This window comes from Deinococcus sp. Leaf326 (assembly GCF_001424185.1).
Classification (GTDB): Bacteria; Deinococcota; Deinococci; order Deinococcales; family Deinococcaceae; genus Deinococcus.
Genome location: NZ_LMOM01000065.1, coordinates 22,877 through 38,420 on the forward strand (window position 1 = coordinate 22,877; position 15,544 = coordinate 38,420).

Genomic DNA, 15,544 nt, shown 5'->3' on the forward strand with positions numbered 1-15,544 from the left:
CGGTACACTGAAAAGGCAGTCAGACACGGATTTTCCGCTGTCCGGCACATCCCAGCCGACTCACCACCCCCTGGCCCCCGGACCCCCGCCGGTCCGGCGTGTCCCCTCCCGGCCCGCGCTGGCCGGCACTTTTTCCCCGGAGGTCACATGAACCTGCTCTGTCCCCCCGCGCGTGGCGGCCCGTGACGCTCGCCGTCCTCTTTCCCTTTTTGATGGCCCTGGTCTGCGCCTGGGCCGGCCAGAAACTGGGCCGCCGCACCGGATACCTCGCTGCGGCGGCCTTTTTGCCGGCGCTCGCACTCGCGCTGCCCCTGGCGGGGATGCCCGGCGCCGCGCCCGTCACCGAAACGACCCGCTGGGTCGCGGAACTCGACCTGAGCCTCGCGTTCCGGGGCGACGGCTTCTCGCTGCTCTTCGCGGTCCTGATCGGCCTCATTGGGCTACTCGCCTCGCTGTACTCGGTGGCGTACCTGTCGGCCACCGAGAAGTTCGGGCGCTTCTTTCCGTACCTGCTGCTCTTCGGCGGCTCGATGCTGGGGCTGGTCCTGAGCGACAACCTCATCGCCCTGTTCGGTTTCTGGGAGATGACGAGCGTCACCAGTTTCCTCTTGATCGGTCTCTGGCACACACGCGGGGCGGCGCGCGACGGGGCCGTCAAGGCCTTTCTGGTGAGTGCCCTGGGCGGCCTGGCGCTGCTCACAGCGGTCGCCATGCTCGTCATCGCGGGCGGCACGGCCAGTCTCTCAGGCCTAGACCTGGCGGCCGTGCGTGAGTCTCCCCTGTTCACCCCGGCGCTGCTGCTCACGATTCTGGCGGCGGCGACCAAGAGCGCGCAGCTGCCCTTCCACCTGTGGCTCCCCACCGCGATGGAAGCCCCCACGCCGGTCTCGGCTTTCCTGCACTCGGCCACGATGGTCAAGGCGGGCGTACTGCTGGTCGCCAAATTCGGGCTGATCTTCGGGGGGGCCGCGCTGTGGTCGGGCATTCTGGTGCCGCTGGGCCTCGTCACGCTGGCCTGGGGGTCGTGGCTGGCACTGCGCCAGACTGATCTCAAGGCTCTGCTGGCCTACTCGACCGTCTCGCAGCTCGGGCTGCTCGTCAGCCTGTACGGCCTGGCGGACGCCGAGGGCCGCTTTGCCGCCACCGCGCACCTGCTCAACCACGCGGCCTTCAAGGCGGCGCTGTTCTTCGTGGTGGGCATCATCGACCACGAGACTGGCACCCGCGAGATTCCGTTCCTGGAAAAGCTGCGGTCTAAGCTGCCGCTGACCTTCGTAGTCGCGCTCGTCGCCACCCTGAGCATGGCGGGGCTGCCGCCGCTGGGCGGGTTCATTTCCAAGGAGCTGTTCTACGAGGGGATGCTGCACCGCGGCTGGCCCTACCTCGCCGTGGCGGTGGCGGGCAGCATGTTGACCTTCGCGTACTGCGCGCGCCTGCTGGGCATCTTCTTCGCGCGGCGCACCCCGCTGCCCGCCGCCGCCGAGGACCTGCGGGAGCACCGGGTCAAGGACCACATCCACGAGGCGGGGCCCGGCCTGCTGCTGCCGCCCGCCCTGCTGGCCGGAGCCGCGCTGCTGTTCGGCCTGTGGCCCGGCAGCGCCGAGTGGCTGACCCGCACGGCGCAGGGCGCGCTGGACTTCGGAGAGTACGGCGGCCACCTGTCGCTGTGGCACGGCGTGACCCCGGCCCTGCTCGCCACGCTGCTCACTTGGGCGCTGGGCGCGGCGGTCGTATGGCAGGCCCCCGCCTTCGCCGCACTGCAAAGCCGCCTCACGCCGCTGTGGAACGCCAACACGGTCTACTACACCCTCACGCAGGGACTGGGCCACCTCGCGAGCACCGTGGTCGCGCGCACGCAGGGGCTGGCGCTGCCCGACCAGCTGCGCATCATGCTGCTCAGCGCCGGAATCATGGGCGGCTACGCGGTGTGGCGCTCGCCCCAGGTGTTTCAGCCGATCGGGCGCGTGCCGCTGGAGCTCGTGCCCATCGGGGTGCTGCTCGTGGCGGGCGCGGTCGGGGTGCTGCTCTCGCGCAACCGCCTGACCGCCGTCATCGTGACCGGCCTGACCGGGTTTGGGAGCGCGGCGGCCTTCCTGGCCCTGCGCGCACCCGACCTCGCCCTGACGCAACTGCTCATCGAGGCGGTCACAGTCATTCTGTTCCTGCTGGCCTTCCGGTACTTGCCGGGGGTCCGCGACCTGCCGCGCACACGGGGCCGCCTGATTCTGGACGCCGTACTGGCCGGCGCAGCGGGCCTGGGCACCACCCTGCTCGTCCTGAGCAGCCTGCGCTTTCTGGCCCCGCCCATCTCGCCCTACTACCTCGTGAACAGCTACTCGGGCGGCGGCGGCAAGAATGCCGTGAACGTCATCCTGGTCGACTTCCGGGGCTTCGACACCATGGGCGAGGGCCTGGTCGTGGCGATGGTCGCGCTGGCGGTGTCGAGCCTCGTGACGCTGGGCAAGTCGGGCAGGACCCGCACCGCGCCGGGCGACTCTCCGGACCTGAGCCCCCTGCCCTCCCGGCACCAGAACCGGAGGCGAAAATGAGCCCCAAACGCAAGAAGCCCGCGCCCACCATCGGCGTCAACTCGCCCGCCCCGCCGCCCCTGAGCGGTGACCCCATCCTGCGCACGGTGAGCCGCGCGGCCTTCGCCCTCGTGATGCTGTTCGCGCTGCTGCTGCTGTGGCGCGGGCACAACGCACCGGGCGGCGGCTTCATCGCCGGGCTGATGACGGTCGCCGCGCTGCTGCTGCACCGCATCGCCACCGGGCGCAGCGCCCTGCGCGTGCCGCCCCTCACCCTGATTCCCTTCGGCGTGGCCCTGTCGGTCCTGACCGGACTGGTGCCGTACCTGCTGGGCCAGCCCTTCCTGAAGACCGCCTACGGCTACATCACCACGCCGCTGACCGGCGAGTTCGAGTGGGCCACCGCCCTGATCTTCGACATCGGGGTCTACCTGACCGTCGTCGGCAGCGGCCTGAGCATCGCGGAGAACCTCGCCGAGGTCCACCCGACCGAGCGCGTCGAGGAGGACGAATAATGGCCTCACTGTTCGCCATCCTCATCGGAGTCCTGATCTCGGCAGGCGTCTTCCTGCTGCTCTCGCGCACGGTCGTGCGGGTGGTGCTGGGGCTGGCCTTCATCGGGTACGGCGTGAACCTCGCCATCCTGACGGTCGCGGGCCTCGACCAGAAATCGCCCCCACTGCTGACCCTGCCGGGGCCGTATGTGGACCCGCTGCCCCAGGCGCTGGTCCTGACCGCCATCGTCATCGGCTTCGCCACCACCGCGCTACTGCTCACGGTGGCGCTGCGGGCCTATCAGGTGGCCGGCCACGACGACGTGGAAGCCTTCGGCGACAACCTCGCGCGCGAGTCCGACGCCGGCGACGAGGTGCAGGCCGACCCCGAACACCAGAGCCCCGACCTGCCGGACTGGGAGGGCACCCCAGCCCACCGCCCGCCGCACCTGCCCGGCGACCTCGACCCCATTCCCGAACCCACCGTCCCCCCACCCGCTGACGACTCCCGGAGGCAGCCATGACCCTGCCCACGACCATCCTGCAAAGCGCCCTGCCGCTGGCGCCCATCCTGACCCCGCTGGGCCTGGGCCTGCTGACCCTGCTGCCGCTGCGCCGGGGTCCCAGGACCACCCTGGCGCTGCTCGGCGGCCTGCTGACCCTGTTCTTCGCGCTGCTGCTCGTGCGCGGCACCGCCGGGGGCGAGGTGCTGGTGAGTGAGCTGGGCGGCTGGCGCGCGCCCTTCGGCATCGTGATGACGGCCGACCGCCTCTCGGCGTACATGAGCGCCCTGTCGGCCGTGTGCGGCGTGTTCGCCCTGTGGATGATGACCGTGCACGAGGACCGCGTGCGTGAACGCCACCACAGCTTCGCCCTGACGCTGTTCCTGCTCACCGGCGTGCAGCTCTCCTTCCTGACTGGCGATCTGTTCAACCTGTTCGTGGCTTTCGAGATCATGCTCGTCGCCAGTTACGCGCTGGCAGTGCTGGGGTCCACCCGCGAGCAGCTGCGCGAGGGCCTGCGCTACATCGTGATGAACCTGACCGCCTCGGCGCTGCTGGTCATCGCCTGCGGGCTGGCCTACGGCGTACTCGGCACCCTCAACTATGCGCATCTCGCGCAGCGCTCGGCAGAGCTGGGCGCGCAGGGCACGGTGACGGCGGTGGGCGTGCTGCTGCTGCTGGTGTTCGCGGCCAAGGGGGCGCTGTTTCCGCTGGGGTTCTGGCTGCCCGGCACCTACCCGGCGCTGCCACCGGCGACCGGGGCCCTGTTCGCCGCCATCCTCACCAAGGTGGGCATCTACGCCCTGATCCGCATCTTCACGACCGTTTTTCAGCAGGACCCGGCGCTGCCGCAGGGCCTCCTGCTGGGCCTGGGCGCCCTGACCATGATTTTTGGCGCGCTGGGGGCGGTCAGCCAGCGCGAGTGGCGGCGCATCCTGAGCTTCACGGTCATGAGCAGCGTGGGCTACCTCGCCTTCGGGCTGGGGCTGGGCACGCCCGACGCGCTGCGCGCGAGCCTCGCCTACCTCGCCGTGAGCATGTTCGTCACGCTGGCCCTGTTTCTCATCGCGGCCGCCGCCGAGCAGGCCAGCGGTTCGCGGCTCGTACGCCCCGAACGGCGCGGCTTCATCGAAAAACGGCCGCTGCTGGCCGCCTGTTTCCTGCTGTGCGCGCTGACGGCGGCCGGGCTGCCCCCCACAGGCGGGTTCGTCGCCAAATACGCCCTGATCCGCGCGGGACTGCTTCAGGGCTCGGGGCTGGCGACGCTCGCAGTGATTTCGGCGCTCGCCAGCAGTCTCGTGACGCTGTACGCCATGCTCGGGGTGTGGCGCGGGTTCTTCTGGGGCAAGAGCGCGGCTCCTGCCCCGGACGCCGCCGCAGCCCCGGCCCGGCTCCGGCCCGCGCCGCCTGCCCTGGCGCAGAGACTGCCGGCCTACGCCGCCTCAGCACTTGTAGCGGGGCTGGCCCTCTTCGCCGGGCCGCTGTTCTCGCATGCCGAGGCCACAGCCCGCGAACTGCGCGACAACGCCCGGTACATCCGTGGAGTGCTGGGCGACGAACCGGTCGTCATTCCGGCCGCGCCCACCGGCACCGAATTGCAGAAGAAAGAGGCTCCCGGAGAGGCGCCGTGAGGGGGCCGCAGTGAGAGGTCTGGCACTCAATATCATGCTCGCCATCGTCTGGGCGCTGTTCTCGGGCGAGGTCAGTACCCGCGAGCTGGCGATCGGGTTCCTGCTGGGCTTCGCGCTTCAGCTCGTGTTCCCCGACGCCCTGGGCACCCGCAGCTACGTGTCGCGCAGCCTGGGCCTGGTGCGCTTCCTGGGGTTCTTCCTGCGCGAGCTGACGGTCGCCAACGTGCAGGTGGCCCTGTTTGCCCTCCAGTCGCACCCGCCCCTGAACCCGATGGTGGTCGCGGTGCCCATCCGGCTGCGCAGCGACTCGGCCCAGACGCTGCTGACCGCCGTCATCACCCTGATGCCCGGCAGCGTGGTGCTGGGGTTCAGTCCGGACAGACGCGAGCTGTACCTGCATATCGTGGGCACGCGCAACACCCGCGAGGCCCGCGAGAGCATCTGGCGGGTCGAGGCGCAGCTCCTTAACTTTCTGCCCACCCCCACCGAGCCGGCCCCCACCCCCAGAGAGGTGCACCCATGATTGTCAATCTGGCGCTAGGCATCGTGGCCCTGTCCGTCCTGCTCGTGACCTACCGCGTGCTGCGCGGCCCCAGCTGGGGTGACCGCATCATGGCGTTCGACTTCCTGAGCGTGAATCTGGTCATCCTGTTCGCGCTGATCGCCGTGCGCACCCGGCTGATCGTGGTGCTCGACGCTGCCCTGGTCCTGAGCCTACTGGGGTTCCTGAGCACGGTGGCCCTCACGCGCTACCTGCTCGTGGGCCGGGTGATGAAATGAACGACTTCGCGCCCGCCCGCGACATTCCCATCCTGCTGGGGGCCTTTTTTGTGCTCACGGCCGCCATCGGGGTGGTGCGCTTTCCGGACCTGTACTCACGGCTGCACGCGAGTTCCAAACTCGTGACGCTCGGCTCGGCCGGCATCTTCCTGGGGGTGGCTTTCTCGTTTCAGGACCCGGCGGCCTTCACGCGGCTCATCGCCGTGCTGCTGTTCCAGTTCCTGACCACGCCGCTCTCGGCGTACCTCATCGCCCAGGCGGCCTACCTGCGCGGGCTGGCCCCGGTGCTGCCCGGCGGCATCGACGAGTGGGGCGCGCTGGGCAAGGCCGAGGAGGTCGCCCAGGCCGACCGCGACGCCGTGCGCGCCATGCAGGCTGAGGGCCAGTAACCCAGGACCAACCCACGGGAAAGGGGCGGGGAGACGCTGAGCTCCCCGCCCCTTTCCCGTGGGATCAGACCTCGTCGATCTGGCGCAGCTTCTCGACCCGGCTGGCGAGGTCGCCCAGCTCCAGGGCGCGCAGGGCCTTGGTGGCGCGTATCACGCCCGCGTCGTCCACAACGTTCTGATTCCAGCCGGCGATCAGCATGGCGCAGCCCTGGAGGGCCTCGGTGACGGTCTCCTTATGGAACATGGCCGCGAGGTTGCCCGGCTGGGCGGGCTGGGTCTGCTGTACCTGCGCCTGCACGTCGAGAACGACCTGCATGAATACCTGGTCGAGTCGGGCGCGGTCGTCGGGCGCGATGGTCTTGCCGGCGGGCTGGGTCATGGGGGGCAGTGTAGGGGCAAAGCGGCAGGAGACAGTGGGAACCGGCCCGTCAGAACCCGAAACGCCGCAGCACCTCGGCGGGGGTGCGCCGGGGCCGGCCGGTCACGGGGTCCACCCAGACCCACTCGGTCTGGCACTCGGCGAGGCGCACGCCACCCTCCGGGTCGCCGGGATTCAGGCGGTCGAGGGTATAGGCGCGCACGCTGCGCAGCCCCGCGCTGACGGTCAGGGCCGTGCGGACCCGCACGCGGTCGCCCAGTAGCGCAGGCTTGTGGTACCGGATGACGTGTTCGCGCGCCACCGGGACCGCCCCCAGCGCCACGAGGGCCGGTGTGCCCAGGCCCACGCTCAGGGCGTGTTCGCGGGCCACCTCCTCGCACCACGCCAGATACACCGTGTTGTTGACGTGGTGCAGGTCGTCGAGGTCGCCGGGCTGCACCGTCAGGATCAGCGCTTGGCGCCGCAGTTCGGGCAGGCTGTCCCACAGCACGTCCGCGTCAGGAATCGAAAGTTTCACGGCTCCAGCAGACCGTTCACAGCGCGTGCCGCCGCGAGGTCGAGCTCGGTCACGCCACCCGCCTCATAGGTGAAGAAGTTGACCTTCACCGAGTGGTACTTGATGTGGATGTCGGGGTGGTGCCCGCGCTTCTCGGCCTGCTGCGCCACCCGTACCGCGAAGGCGACGCTCTCGGCGAAATTCTCGAACGGGAAGACGCGGAACAGCTTGCCGCCGTCCCCCCACCAGCCCTCAGGTTTGAGTTCGGCCACGTCGCCGTCGGTGAGCTTGCGCTCCGGGTCGTAGGCCATGCGCGGATCGTAGGTCATACGGGCCATGCTAGGGCAGCGCGCCGGGGCACAACGTCACACCACGCGCACGGCAGGCCCTCAGCTCTCCGAGACCACCACGCCCTTCCAGAAGGCCACGCGGCCCCGGATGTTCTCGGCCGCGTCCTTGGGTTCGGGGTAGTACCACGCGGCATCGGGGTTGGTCTGGCCGTCCACCTCGACGCTGTAGTAGCTCGCCGTGCCCTTCCAGGGACAGACGGTGTGGGTGGCGCTGGGCTTCAGGAAGCTCTGATTCACGTCCTCCAGCGGGAAGTAGTGGTTACCCTCCACGATGACCGTATGACTTGAATTGGCGAGGGTCTGCCCGTTCCAGGTGGCCTTCATGCCTCCAGGGTAGGCCGGCGGCGGTGGCGCGGGCCATCACCTTCCCTTGAGGGGTGCGCGCCTCCCATTTGACAGCGCCCAGGCGCACCCCCATAAATAGAACCAACTTATGAAACGTTTCCACAAGGTGGGGCGCACCGGCGCCCTGGCGGCCCTCACCCTGTCTCTTTCGGCGTGCGGACTGCTGAATCCGGCCCCGCAACCCGGCGCGTCGTCGAGCGACTGGCGCGATCAGGTCATCTATTTCGCCATGACCGACCGCTTCGCCAACGGCAACGCGGCCAACGACAACGGCGCCAACCGGGACGTGGGCGACCGCGCCGACAAGACCAACCCGCTGGCGTGGCACGGGGGCGATTTCGCGGGCCTCAAGGCTAAGATCGAGCAGGGCTACTTCAAGAAGATGGGCTTCACAGCGCTGTGGATCACCCCGGTCGTGCTCCAGGTGCCGGCTGTCGCCGGACCGACGAGCGGGCCGAACACGGGCAAGGCCTTCGCGGGCTACCACGGCTACTGGGCCGAGGACTTTTTCAAGGTGGACCCTCACCTCGGCACCCTGGACGAGTACAAGGCGCTCGTGGAGACCGCGCACCGCAACGGCCTGAAGATCATCCAGGACGTGGTCGTGAATCACGCCGGCTACGGCGCCACCCTGACCAAGACGAATCCGCAGTGGTTCCACACCGACGCCGAGTGCGCGGCGACGGGCGCGAACACCACGACCGACTGTCCGCTCGCCGGCCTACCCGACTTTAAGCAGGACCTGCCCGAGGTCACGAAGTACCTCAACGACTTCGTGACGTACTGGCGCACGACCACCGGCATCGACGCCCTGCGCATCGACACCATGAAGCACGTGCCCGACGCCTACTGGAAGCAGTTCTTCGCGGCGGGCGGTGCGGGCGACCCGGCTCGGCTGTGGTCGGTGGGCGAGGTCTTCGACACCAACCCGGCGTATCTGGCGCGCTTCATGGACGAACTGGGCTCGCCGAGCGTCTTCGACTTCGCACTGTATGCCGGCCTGCGCGACGGCCTGAGCAGCGCTGGCGGCGGCCTGGACCGCGTGGCCGACGTCTTTTCCCAGGACGGGGCCTACCGCGACGCCTCGCGCCTCACCACCTTCGTGGACAACCATGACGTGCGGCGCTTCGTGAACGAGGTGACCTCGCGCGGGGGCAGCGCCGCGCAGGCGGCCGAGCGTCTGGACGCCGCGCTGTCGGTGCTGTACCTGTCCCGCGGCACGCCCAGCGTGTACCAGGGCAGCGAGATCGCCCAGAAGGGCGAGGGCGACCCGTACAACTTCGCGACCGGCGAGGGCAACCGCGAGGACATGGACTTCTCGCGGCTGGACTCGGGCACGCTGGACGAGCGTCTGGCGGCGCTCGCCGGAGCACGTACGACCTACCGCGCCCTGACCCGCGGTGCCCAGCAGGAACTGTGGCGCCCGAACGGCGGCGCGCTGGTGCTCGCCTACCGCCGCGTGGTGACGGGGGTGGGCGGCGCCGCCGGACAGCCGGTCGTGTTCGTGGTGAACGGCGGCGACACGGCGCTTGACCTCTCTGCGCTGGGGAGCGGCGGCATTCCGCTGCTGGGCACCTTCGCGGGCGGCACTCTGACCGAGGTGACGGGCCGCGCGAGCGACCTGAAGATGGTCGGCGGCAAGCTGGTCGGCACCGTTCCGGCGCGGGGCGTGCTGGCCGTGACCGGCACGGCGGGCGGCGGCACGGGCGGCACGGTGAATCCGGGCCTGCCGGAAGTGGCGGAGCTGAGCACCCGCGCAGGCGACAGCGCCGTGGAACTGAGCTGGGTTCTGCGCCCGGCCACCCCGGACGCCCCGGCTTCTGTCGGCGGCTACCGCATCTACGCGACCCCGGCAGGCGGCAGCGAGCGGCTGCTGAACTTCGCGCCGATTCCGGCCGGCCAGACCCGTTACCTCGCGCGCGGCGTCGCCAACGACGTGTCCACGACCTTCCGGGTGGTCACGGTGGACGCCAGCGGCGCCGAGAGCCGGGGCGTGAGCGCCGCCGCCACCCCCAGCAGCAAGAACACGGTCAAGGTGAGCTTCACGGTGGACGCCCGCTCGCAGGGCAACGGCTCTGTCGAACTGCGGCGCTTCGACACCGGCAGCCAGGTCACCCTGCCGATGACCCAGGTTTCGCGCGGCATCTGGAAGACCGACGCCGAGCTGCCCCTATTCCGCGAAATAAAGTTCAAGTTCGGCAATGCGGGCGCGGGCGCCAGGAACAGCGGCTACGAGGGCGACGGCCAGAGCGACCGCAGCCTCGTGGTGGGCGTGGGAGACAGCGCCTACAGCGGCACCTACGACTTCATCAGCGAGCCGGTGCCGACCACCGTCATCGAGGGCCGTGTGACGGGCGCGGGGCTACCCCTGGCCGGCGCCGCCGTGACCGCCACCGGGGCCAGACCCAACCTGAACTACGCCCTGACCTTCTCCGACGGCAGCTACACCCTCTTCGTGCCGGCCGGCCCGCAGACCCTGAGCGCGGCGGCGGACGGCTACGCCACCGGCACCCGCAGCGCCACCTCGCCGCAGACCGGCGCGGACTTCGACCTCGCCAAGGCCGGGGCGCCGAGCGGGCCGCAGGTTGGCAAGTACCGCATCGACGGCGACCTGAGCGACTGGGCGGCTCCCAAAGTGACGGTGCAGAGCCCCTCGGCAGGGGTGTTCGGCGACAACAACAACTGGCTGAGCCTGCGGGCCGACAGCGACGCGGAGTATCTGTACCTCGCCTACACCTACAAGGTGGACGGCAACAGCGCCGTGCTGTACCTCGACACCGGAGCGGGCGGCGCCGCGCAGGCCGACGACTTCGAGGCGTGGAAGCAGGCGGCCACCTTCGGGGGCGCCATGAACGGCGCCGACGCCTTCGTCGCCCGCTACGGCAACGAGGCGCCGCAGCTGCGCCGGGTGCAGGGCGGCGCGGCCGTCCCGGAAGTCGCGGCGAACAGCTACACGGTCGGCACCTCGGGCACGCTTCCCAACCAGACGGTCGAACTGGCGATTCCCTGGAGCGCCCTGGGCCTGAGCGGCGCGCCGGCGGGCGGGGTCAATCTCGCGGGCGGCATCTTCGGGGGGGGCGGGTACGGCGCCGGGGACATCATTCCCGACGCGGGCAGTACCCCGGCGGGCGCGAACACCATCGGCAGCGACGCCGACAAGCGCCGCGCGACCTTCACCGCCCCGGTCAACGTGCCGTAACGCGGCGCGCGGCGTCAGGAGCAGACCACACCCGGTCTGCCTCTGCGTCATGACGAGCTGACCCTCACCTGACATAGTGGAGGAGAATCAGGAGGATTGTCATGGTCTTGTCAAAATTCATGCCCCACAACCCGAAATTCAGCGCCAAGTTCGCCGAGGCAGCTGCCAACGCCCACGTCACCGCGCAGGCCCTGGTGGACCTGCTGGAGAACTACACCGATGTCGAGGCCAAGGTGCAGCGCGTCCGTGACCTCGAACACGAGGGCGACCGCCTCTCGCGCGAGGTGACCAACCTGCTGGCCGAGTCCTTCATCGTGCCCTTCGACCGCGAGGACATCATCAGCCTGAACAATGAGCTCGACGACCTCGTGGACTACATGGAAGAAGCGGCCCGCCGCCTGAGCCTGTACCGCATCGAGCGCCCGCTGCCGCAGATGGCGCCGCTGGCCCGCGTGGTCGAGCAGCAGTGCGCGCTGCTGGCCCAGGGTATGCCCCTGATCGAGAACACGGGCCGCGTGGCCGAGCTCGCCAAGCTCGCGCAGGAGATCCGCGCCCTGGAAGACGAGGGCGACCGCATCAGCGACGACGTGCAGCGCGGACTGTACGACGGCGTGCAGGACGTGCCGGCCATGATCCTCGCCATGCGCAGCGGCGAGATCGCCGACCTCATCGAAGACGCCTCGGACCAGGCGCAGCGGGTCGCCAAGACGGTCGAGAGCATCCTGCTCAAGAACGCGTGAGCCGGGACCACCGCCGATGACCGCCGCCCTGCTGTCTCTCCTCGTGATCCTCGCCCTCGCCCTGATCTTCGACTTCATCAACGGCTTTCACGACACCGCCAACGCCATCGCCACCTCGGTCGCCACCAAGGTCCTCACGCCCGTGCAGGCCATCGCCATGGCAGCCGTCCTGAACGTGGTGGGCGCCCTGACCGGCACCGCCGTCGCCAAAACCATCGCCACCGACATCGTGCCCCAGCAGTTCGCCACCCTGGAACTCGTGGGGGCCGCGCTGGTGAGCGCCATCATCTGGAACCTCTTCACGTGGTGGAAGGGCCTGCCGAGCTCCAGCAGCCACGCGCTCATCTTCAGCCTCGTGGGCGCGGGCGTCGCCTCGGGCGGCTGGGCCATCATCATCCCCAAGGGCGTCAAGAAGACCCTGCTCGGTCTCGTGACGAGCCCGGCGCTGGGTTTTCTGGTGCCCATCCTGCTCATGTTCCTGCTGTCGTGGCTGGTGCTGCGGCACATGCGCCCGCGCGCCGTGACACGCAACTTCCGCTGGCTCCAGATCTTCAGCGCGGCGTTCATGGCCTTTTCTCACGGTGGCAACGACGCCCAGAAGACCATGGGCATCATGACATTCGCCCTGAGCGCCTACTTCGGCACGCAGATCGAGCAGGTACCGCTGTGGGTCATCCTGAGCGCCGCGACCGCGATGGGCCTGGGCACCTCGGTGGGCGGCTGGCGCATCATCAAGACGATGGGCTTCAAGGTCGTGGACCTCAAGCCCGTGGACGGCTTCGTCGCCGAGACGAGCGCGGCCCTCATCATCGAGACGGCCAGCCGCCTGGGCATTCCGGTGAGCACCACGCACACCATCTCGACGAGCATCATGGGCGTGGGCACCACCAAGGGGTTCAGGAAGGTCAAGTGGCAGGTCGCCGGGCGCATCGTGGTGGCCTGGGTTACGACCATTCCCATCTGTATCGCGCTGGGCTGGCTGATCTTCCGAATTTTCGAACTGTTCACCTGAACTCCGGCGAACACGGCGGCGCTCCGGCCTCTGGGTCTGGGCGCCGTTTTCCTGTCTGGAAGCTCTGCGGCCGACTTCCCTGACGGGATTTCATCTGGGCGTTAATTCTGTGGCTCAATGCGGGAACTTTCCGGTGCGCGGCGCGTACTGTAGAGGGTATGCAGACCTTCACGACCCCGACCAAGGCCAGGACACAGGACCTCGTCCGCACCTTCATGGCGCGTACCTACTCCTGGATGGCGGCGGGGCTGGCCCTCACGGCCGGCATCGCCTACCTCACCGCTCAGAACGAGACCTTCGCCCTGCAGGTCATGCAGTGGCGCCTGCCGCTCATCATCGCGCAGCTCGCCTTGGTGTTCGTGCTCAGCCTGGGTGCCCAGCGCCTGAACAGCGGCCTGGCCGGCGTGCTGTTCATCGCCTACGCCGCCCTGACCGGCCTGACCTTCAGCGCCCTGCTCTTCGCCTACTCGCCCACGGCCGTCATCTCGGCCTTCGCCACCACCGCCGGAACCTTCGCCCTCATGAGCGTGGCCGGCTTCGTGATCAAGAAGGACCTCAGCGCGATGGGCCGCTTTTTCATGTTCGCTGTTATCGGCCTGTTCGTCGCCATGATCGTGAACCTGTTCGTGGCGAGCAGCGCCCTGACGCTGGGCATCAGCATCGTGGGCGTGCTGCTGTTCGCGGGTCTCACCGCCTACGACACCCAGATGCTGCGGAACCTCGCCCTGAGCGGCATCGAGGGTGAACAGGCCGAGCGGGCCTCGATCAACGGCGCGCTGGCTCTGTACCTCGACTTCATCAACATGTTCCTGTTCATCCTCCGTCTATTCGGTATGGGTGGCCCCAGCCGCGACTGAGCCAGCCTCACTTTTCGCCCCCGCAGCCTGGACCGGTGCGGGGGTTTTGCTGTCCATGTCTGTCCTGACCGTGAAGGGGGGTGGGGGTTGACAAGGGGGGTAAGCCTTGTCAGGGCGCGTGAGGCTTCTGTCAGAAGACAGGCCTTAGGCTGGGAAGCGTGAATAAGCTCACATCGCCGGAGGCCTTCCGGCGGCGCGGCGGGCGGGTCAGTGGCCGGTGGTCACTGCGCGCGCAGTTCACGTTGGTGATCTTTCTGCTGACCTTCCTGCCGAACCTGACCATCACCCTGCCCGGCCTGCTGCGCGGCGCCGCCCCCACCTGGCTGCCGCTGTGGATGGTGGCGGTGGGCGGCGTGAGCGCCCTGACCGGCTACGTCCTGAGCGGCGCGCTGCTGCGTCCCCTGCACCGGCTGGAAGCCGAAGTGGTCGGCGGCGGCGTGGGCGAGGCGCGCAGCGACGACCCGGCCGAGATCCGCGCGCTGCGGGGCGCCTTCGCGGGCCTGCTGACCCGCCTGGGCACCGAGCAGACCCGGCGCAGCGCCTTCATGGCGACCCTGGTCCATGACCTCAAGACCCCCCTGATCGCGGTGGGGCACCTGACCCGGCTGCTGACCGGCGGCGGGCTGCCCGAGTCCGAGCGGCGCGGCGCAGGCGAGCAGATGCTGGCCGAGACGGAGCGGCTGCTGGCCCTGGTGGATCAGATGGCCGACGCCCACCGTTTCGAGCGCGACGACGTGCGGCTGCGCCGCGCACCGACCGACCTGAACCGGCTGCTAGGCGGCGTGGCCCGGAGACTGTCGTCCCGCGCTGCCGAGCGCGGCCTGAGCCTCAGCGTCAGCGGCCAGGGCGAGGCCGTGGTGGACGCCGCCGCGCTGGAGCGGGCCGTGACCAACCTCACCGAGAACGCCCTGCGCTACGCCCACCAGCACACGGCGCTGTCGGTCGGGCCCCTGCCGGAGGGCGGCGTGGGCCTGCGGGTGCAGGACGACGGCCCCGGCCTCGCCTCGCCGCTGGCCGACCTCGCCCAGCCCTTCAACGCCCAGCCCACGACCATCGCCGGGCAGCAGTACACCGCCGGAACCGCCGGGCTGGGGCTGTTCATCGCCCGGCGCATCGCCGAGGCGCACGGCGGCGAGCTGCACTACAGCCGGACCCCTCCCGATCTGCCTTCCCCCGGTTCACCACTGCCGGCCCCCGGCACCCCCCCCCTGACCACCTTCACGCTCTGCCTCCCGGAGGTTTCCCCATGAGACTGGTTATTGCCGACGATCATCCCCTGTTCCGCATGGGCCTCAAGTACGCCCTGATTCAGCAGGGCTTCGACGTGGTGGCCGAGGCCGCCGACGGTCCGAGCGCCCTGGAAGCCTGCCGCCTGTACCAGCCCGACGCCGCGCTGCTCGACGTGAAGATGCCCGGCATGTCCGGCATCGAGGTCTGCGACCGCCTGCGCATCACCGCGCCGCGCGTGGTCAGCGTCCTCATCACCACCTTCGCCGAGCCGGCCATCGTGCAGGCCGCCCGCAGCGCCGGGGCACGCGGCTACGTGAGCAAGGAGACGGACCCCGAAAGCCTCGCCCAGCAGATCCGCGACATCGTGGCCCACCCCGACGTCGACCGCCTGCCCCAGGTCGAGGTGCCGCGCCTGACCCCCCGCGAGTCCGAAGTGCTGCCGCTGCTCGCGCGCGGGTTCTCGAACAAGGAGATCGCCAAGAACCTCGGCGTCAGCCCCGATACGGTCAAGGACCACCTCGCCCGCCTGTACGCCAAGCTCGAAGCCCGCGACCGCACCGAAGCGGTCAGCCGCGCGCGGCATATCGGGCTGCTGGGTTGAGGCCCGGCGG

General features: G+C 69.6%; 17 protein-coding genes. 13 read left to right on the forward strand and 4 right to left on the reverse strand.

Going from position 1 to position 15,544, the window contains the following annotated elements; translation table 11 throughout:
* Positions 1–182: 182 nt before the first annotated feature.
* The 7 genes from mbhE to mnhG are packed head-to-tail and all read left to right on the forward strand — an operon-like array spanning position 183 to position 6,325.
* A complete protein-coding gene (gene mbhE / locus ASF71_RS17025; protein WP_056302396.1) occupies positions 183–2,549 on the forward strand; it encodes a hydrogen gas-evolving membrane-bound hydrogenase subunit E in 2,367 nt (788 codons plus the stop codon).
* Positions 2,546–3,043: an MnhB domain-containing protein gene (locus tag ASF71_RS17030; RefSeq protein ID WP_056302397.1), complete on the forward strand. Its 498-nt coding sequence runs from the start codon at positions 2,546–2,548 to the stop codon at positions 3,041–3,043. The genes mbhE and ASF71_RS17030 overlap by 4 nt, the downstream gene beginning before the upstream one ends.
* Positions 3,043–3,546 carry a sodium:proton antiporter gene (locus tag ASF71_RS17035; RefSeq protein ID WP_056302398.1) on the forward strand — a complete coding sequence of 168 codons (504 nt, stop codon included), beginning with the start codon at positions 3,043–3,045 and terminating at the stop codon, positions 3,544–3,546. The genes ASF71_RS17030 and ASF71_RS17035 overlap by 1 nt, the downstream gene beginning before the upstream one ends.
* The gene (locus ASF71_RS17040; protein WP_056302399.1) at positions 3,543–5,156 is read left to right on the forward strand and encodes a proton-conducting transporter membrane subunit; all 1,614 of its coding nucleotides are present in this window, start codon (positions 3,543–3,545) and stop codon (positions 5,154–5,156) included. Before ASF71_RS17035 ends, ASF71_RS17040 begins: the two co-directional genes overlap by 4 nt.
* A gap of 10 nt (positions 5,157–5,166) precedes the next feature.
* On the forward strand, positions 5,167–5,679 hold the full coding sequence (locus ASF71_RS17045) for a Na+/H+ antiporter subunit E (RefSeq protein ID WP_056302400.1): 513 nt from the start codon (positions 5,167–5,169) through the stop codon (positions 5,677–5,679).
* Entirely contained in the window at positions 5,676–5,936 is a 261-nt protein-coding gene (locus ASF71_RS17050; protein ID WP_014683935.1) for a monovalent cation/H+ antiporter complex subunit F, read from the forward strand. Before ASF71_RS17045 ends, ASF71_RS17050 begins: the two co-directional genes overlap by 4 nt.
* The gene (mnhG, locus tag ASF71_RS17055; RefSeq protein ID WP_056302401.1) at positions 5,933–6,325 is read left to right on the forward strand and encodes a monovalent cation/H(+) antiporter subunit G; all 393 of its coding nucleotides are present in this window, start codon (positions 5,933–5,935) and stop codon (positions 6,323–6,325) included. The genes ASF71_RS17050 and mnhG overlap by 4 nt, the downstream gene beginning before the upstream one ends.
* A gap of 64 nt (positions 6,326–6,389) precedes the next feature.
* Here mnhG and ASF71_RS17060 read toward each other — a convergent pair whose 3' ends face one another.
* Genes ASF71_RS17060 through ASF71_RS17075 form a run of 4 tightly spaced genes read right to left on the reverse strand, consistent with a single transcriptional unit; the run spans position 6,390 to position 7,874 of the window.
* Positions 6,390–6,704 carry a hypothetical protein gene (locus ASF71_RS17060; protein ID WP_056302402.1) on the reverse strand — a complete coding sequence of 105 codons (315 nt, stop codon included), beginning with the start codon at positions 6,702–6,704 and terminating at the stop codon, positions 6,390–6,392.
* 49 nt (positions 6,705–6,753) lie between these two features.
* Positions 6,754–7,221: a thioesterase family protein gene (locus ASF71_RS17065; RefSeq protein WP_056302403.1), complete on the reverse strand. Its 468-nt coding sequence runs from the start codon at positions 7,219–7,221 to the stop codon at positions 6,754–6,756.
* Entirely contained in the window at positions 7,218–7,529 is a 312-nt protein-coding gene (locus tag ASF71_RS17070; protein ID WP_235514567.1) for a 4a-hydroxytetrahydrobiopterin dehydratase, read from the reverse strand. Before ASF71_RS17070 ends, ASF71_RS17065 begins: the two co-directional genes overlap by 4 nt.
* A gap of 60 nt (positions 7,530–7,589) precedes the next feature.
* A complete protein-coding gene (locus ASF71_RS17075; RefSeq protein WP_056302405.1) occupies positions 7,590–7,874 on the reverse strand; it encodes a DUF427 domain-containing protein in 285 nt (94 codons plus the stop codon).
* Between the two features lie 109 nt (positions 7,875–7,983).
* Here ASF71_RS17075 and ASF71_RS17080 point away from each other — a divergent pair, with 109 nt between their 5' ends.
* The 6 genes from ASF71_RS17080 to ASF71_RS17105 all read left to right on the forward strand — a co-directional run bounded on the left by ASF71_RS17080 (position 7,984) and on the right by ASF71_RS17105 (position 15,534).
* On the forward strand, positions 7,984–11,094 hold the full coding sequence (locus ASF71_RS17080) for an alpha-amylase family glycosyl hydrolase (protein WP_056302406.1): 3,111 nt from the start codon (positions 7,984–7,986) through the stop codon (positions 11,092–11,094).
* A 101-nt stretch (positions 11,095–11,195) separates the two neighbouring features.
* Positions 11,196–11,834 (forward strand): DUF47 domain-containing protein, encoded by a 639-nt coding sequence (locus ASF71_RS17085; RefSeq protein WP_056302407.1) that lies wholly within the window; start codon positions 11,196–11,198, stop codon positions 11,832–11,834.
* A 16-nt stretch (positions 11,835–11,850) separates the two neighbouring features.
* Positions 11,851–12,846, forward strand: a complete 996-nt coding sequence (locus ASF71_RS17090) for an inorganic phosphate transporter (protein ID WP_056302408.1) — start codon at positions 11,851–11,853, stop codon at positions 12,844–12,846.
* 158 nt (positions 12,847–13,004) lie between these two features.
* On the forward strand, positions 13,005–13,703 hold the full coding sequence (locus ASF71_RS17095) for a Bax inhibitor-1/YccA family protein (protein WP_056302409.1): 699 nt from the start codon (positions 13,005–13,007) through the stop codon (positions 13,701–13,703).
* A 158-nt stretch (positions 13,704–13,861) separates the two neighbouring features.
* On the forward strand, positions 13,862–14,953 hold the full coding sequence (locus ASF71_RS17100; protein WP_235514568.1) for a sensor histidine kinase KdpD: 1,092 nt from the start codon (positions 13,862–13,864) through the stop codon (positions 14,951–14,953).
* Positions 14,950–15,534: a response regulator transcription factor gene (locus ASF71_RS17105; RefSeq protein WP_014683924.1), complete on the forward strand. Its 585-nt coding sequence runs from the start codon at positions 14,950–14,952 to the stop codon at positions 15,532–15,534. Before ASF71_RS17100 ends, ASF71_RS17105 begins: the two co-directional genes overlap by 4 nt.
* Positions 15,535–15,544 lie beyond the last annotated feature (10 nt).

Coding starts and splice junctions, on each gene's coding strand:
- ASF71_RS17075 (WP_056302405.1), bottom strand. CDS start 7,874: ATGAAGGCCACCTGGAACGGGCAGACCCTCGCCAATTCAAGTCATACG.
- ASF71_RS17090 (WP_056302408.1), top strand. CDS start 11,851: ATGACCGCCGCCCTGCTGTCTCTCCTCGTGATCCTCGCCCTCGCCCTG.
- ASF71_RS17070 (WP_235514567.1), bottom strand. CDS start 7,529: ATGACCTACGATCCGCGCATGGCCTACGACCCGGAGCGCAAGCTCACC.
- ASF71_RS17035 (WP_056302398.1), top strand. CDS start 3,043: ATGGCCTCACTGTTCGCCATCCTCATCGGAGTCCTGATCTCGGCAGGC.
- mnhG (WP_056302401.1), top strand. CDS start 5,933: ATGAACGACTTCGCGCCCGCCCGCGACATTCCCATCCTGCTGGGGGCC.
- ASF71_RS17105 (WP_014683924.1), top strand. CDS start 14,950: ATGAGACTGGTTATTGCCGACGATCATCCCCTGTTCCGCATGGGCCTC.
- ASF71_RS17095 (WP_056302409.1), top strand. CDS start 13,005: ATGCAGACCTTCACGACCCCGACCAAGGCCAGGACACAGGACCTCGTC.
- ASF71_RS17040 (WP_056302399.1), top strand. CDS start 3,543: ATGACCCTGCCCACGACCATCCTGCAAAGCGCCCTGCCGCTGGCGCCC.
- ASF71_RS17050 (WP_014683935.1), top strand. CDS start 5,676: ATGATTGTCAATCTGGCGCTAGGCATCGTGGCCCTGTCCGTCCTGCTC.
- ASF71_RS17060 (WP_056302402.1), bottom strand. CDS start 6,704: ATGACCCAGCCCGCCGGCAAGACCATCGCGCCCGACGACCGCGCCCGA.
- ASF71_RS17080 (WP_056302406.1), top strand. CDS start 7,984: ATGAAACGTTTCCACAAGGTGGGGCGCACCGGCGCCCTGGCGGCCCTC.
- ASF71_RS17030 (WP_056302397.1), top strand. CDS start 2,546: ATGAGCCCCAAACGCAAGAAGCCCGCGCCCACCATCGGCGTCAACTCG.
- ASF71_RS17085 (WP_056302407.1), top strand. CDS start 11,196: ATGGTCTTGTCAAAATTCATGCCCCACAACCCGAAATTCAGCGCCAAG.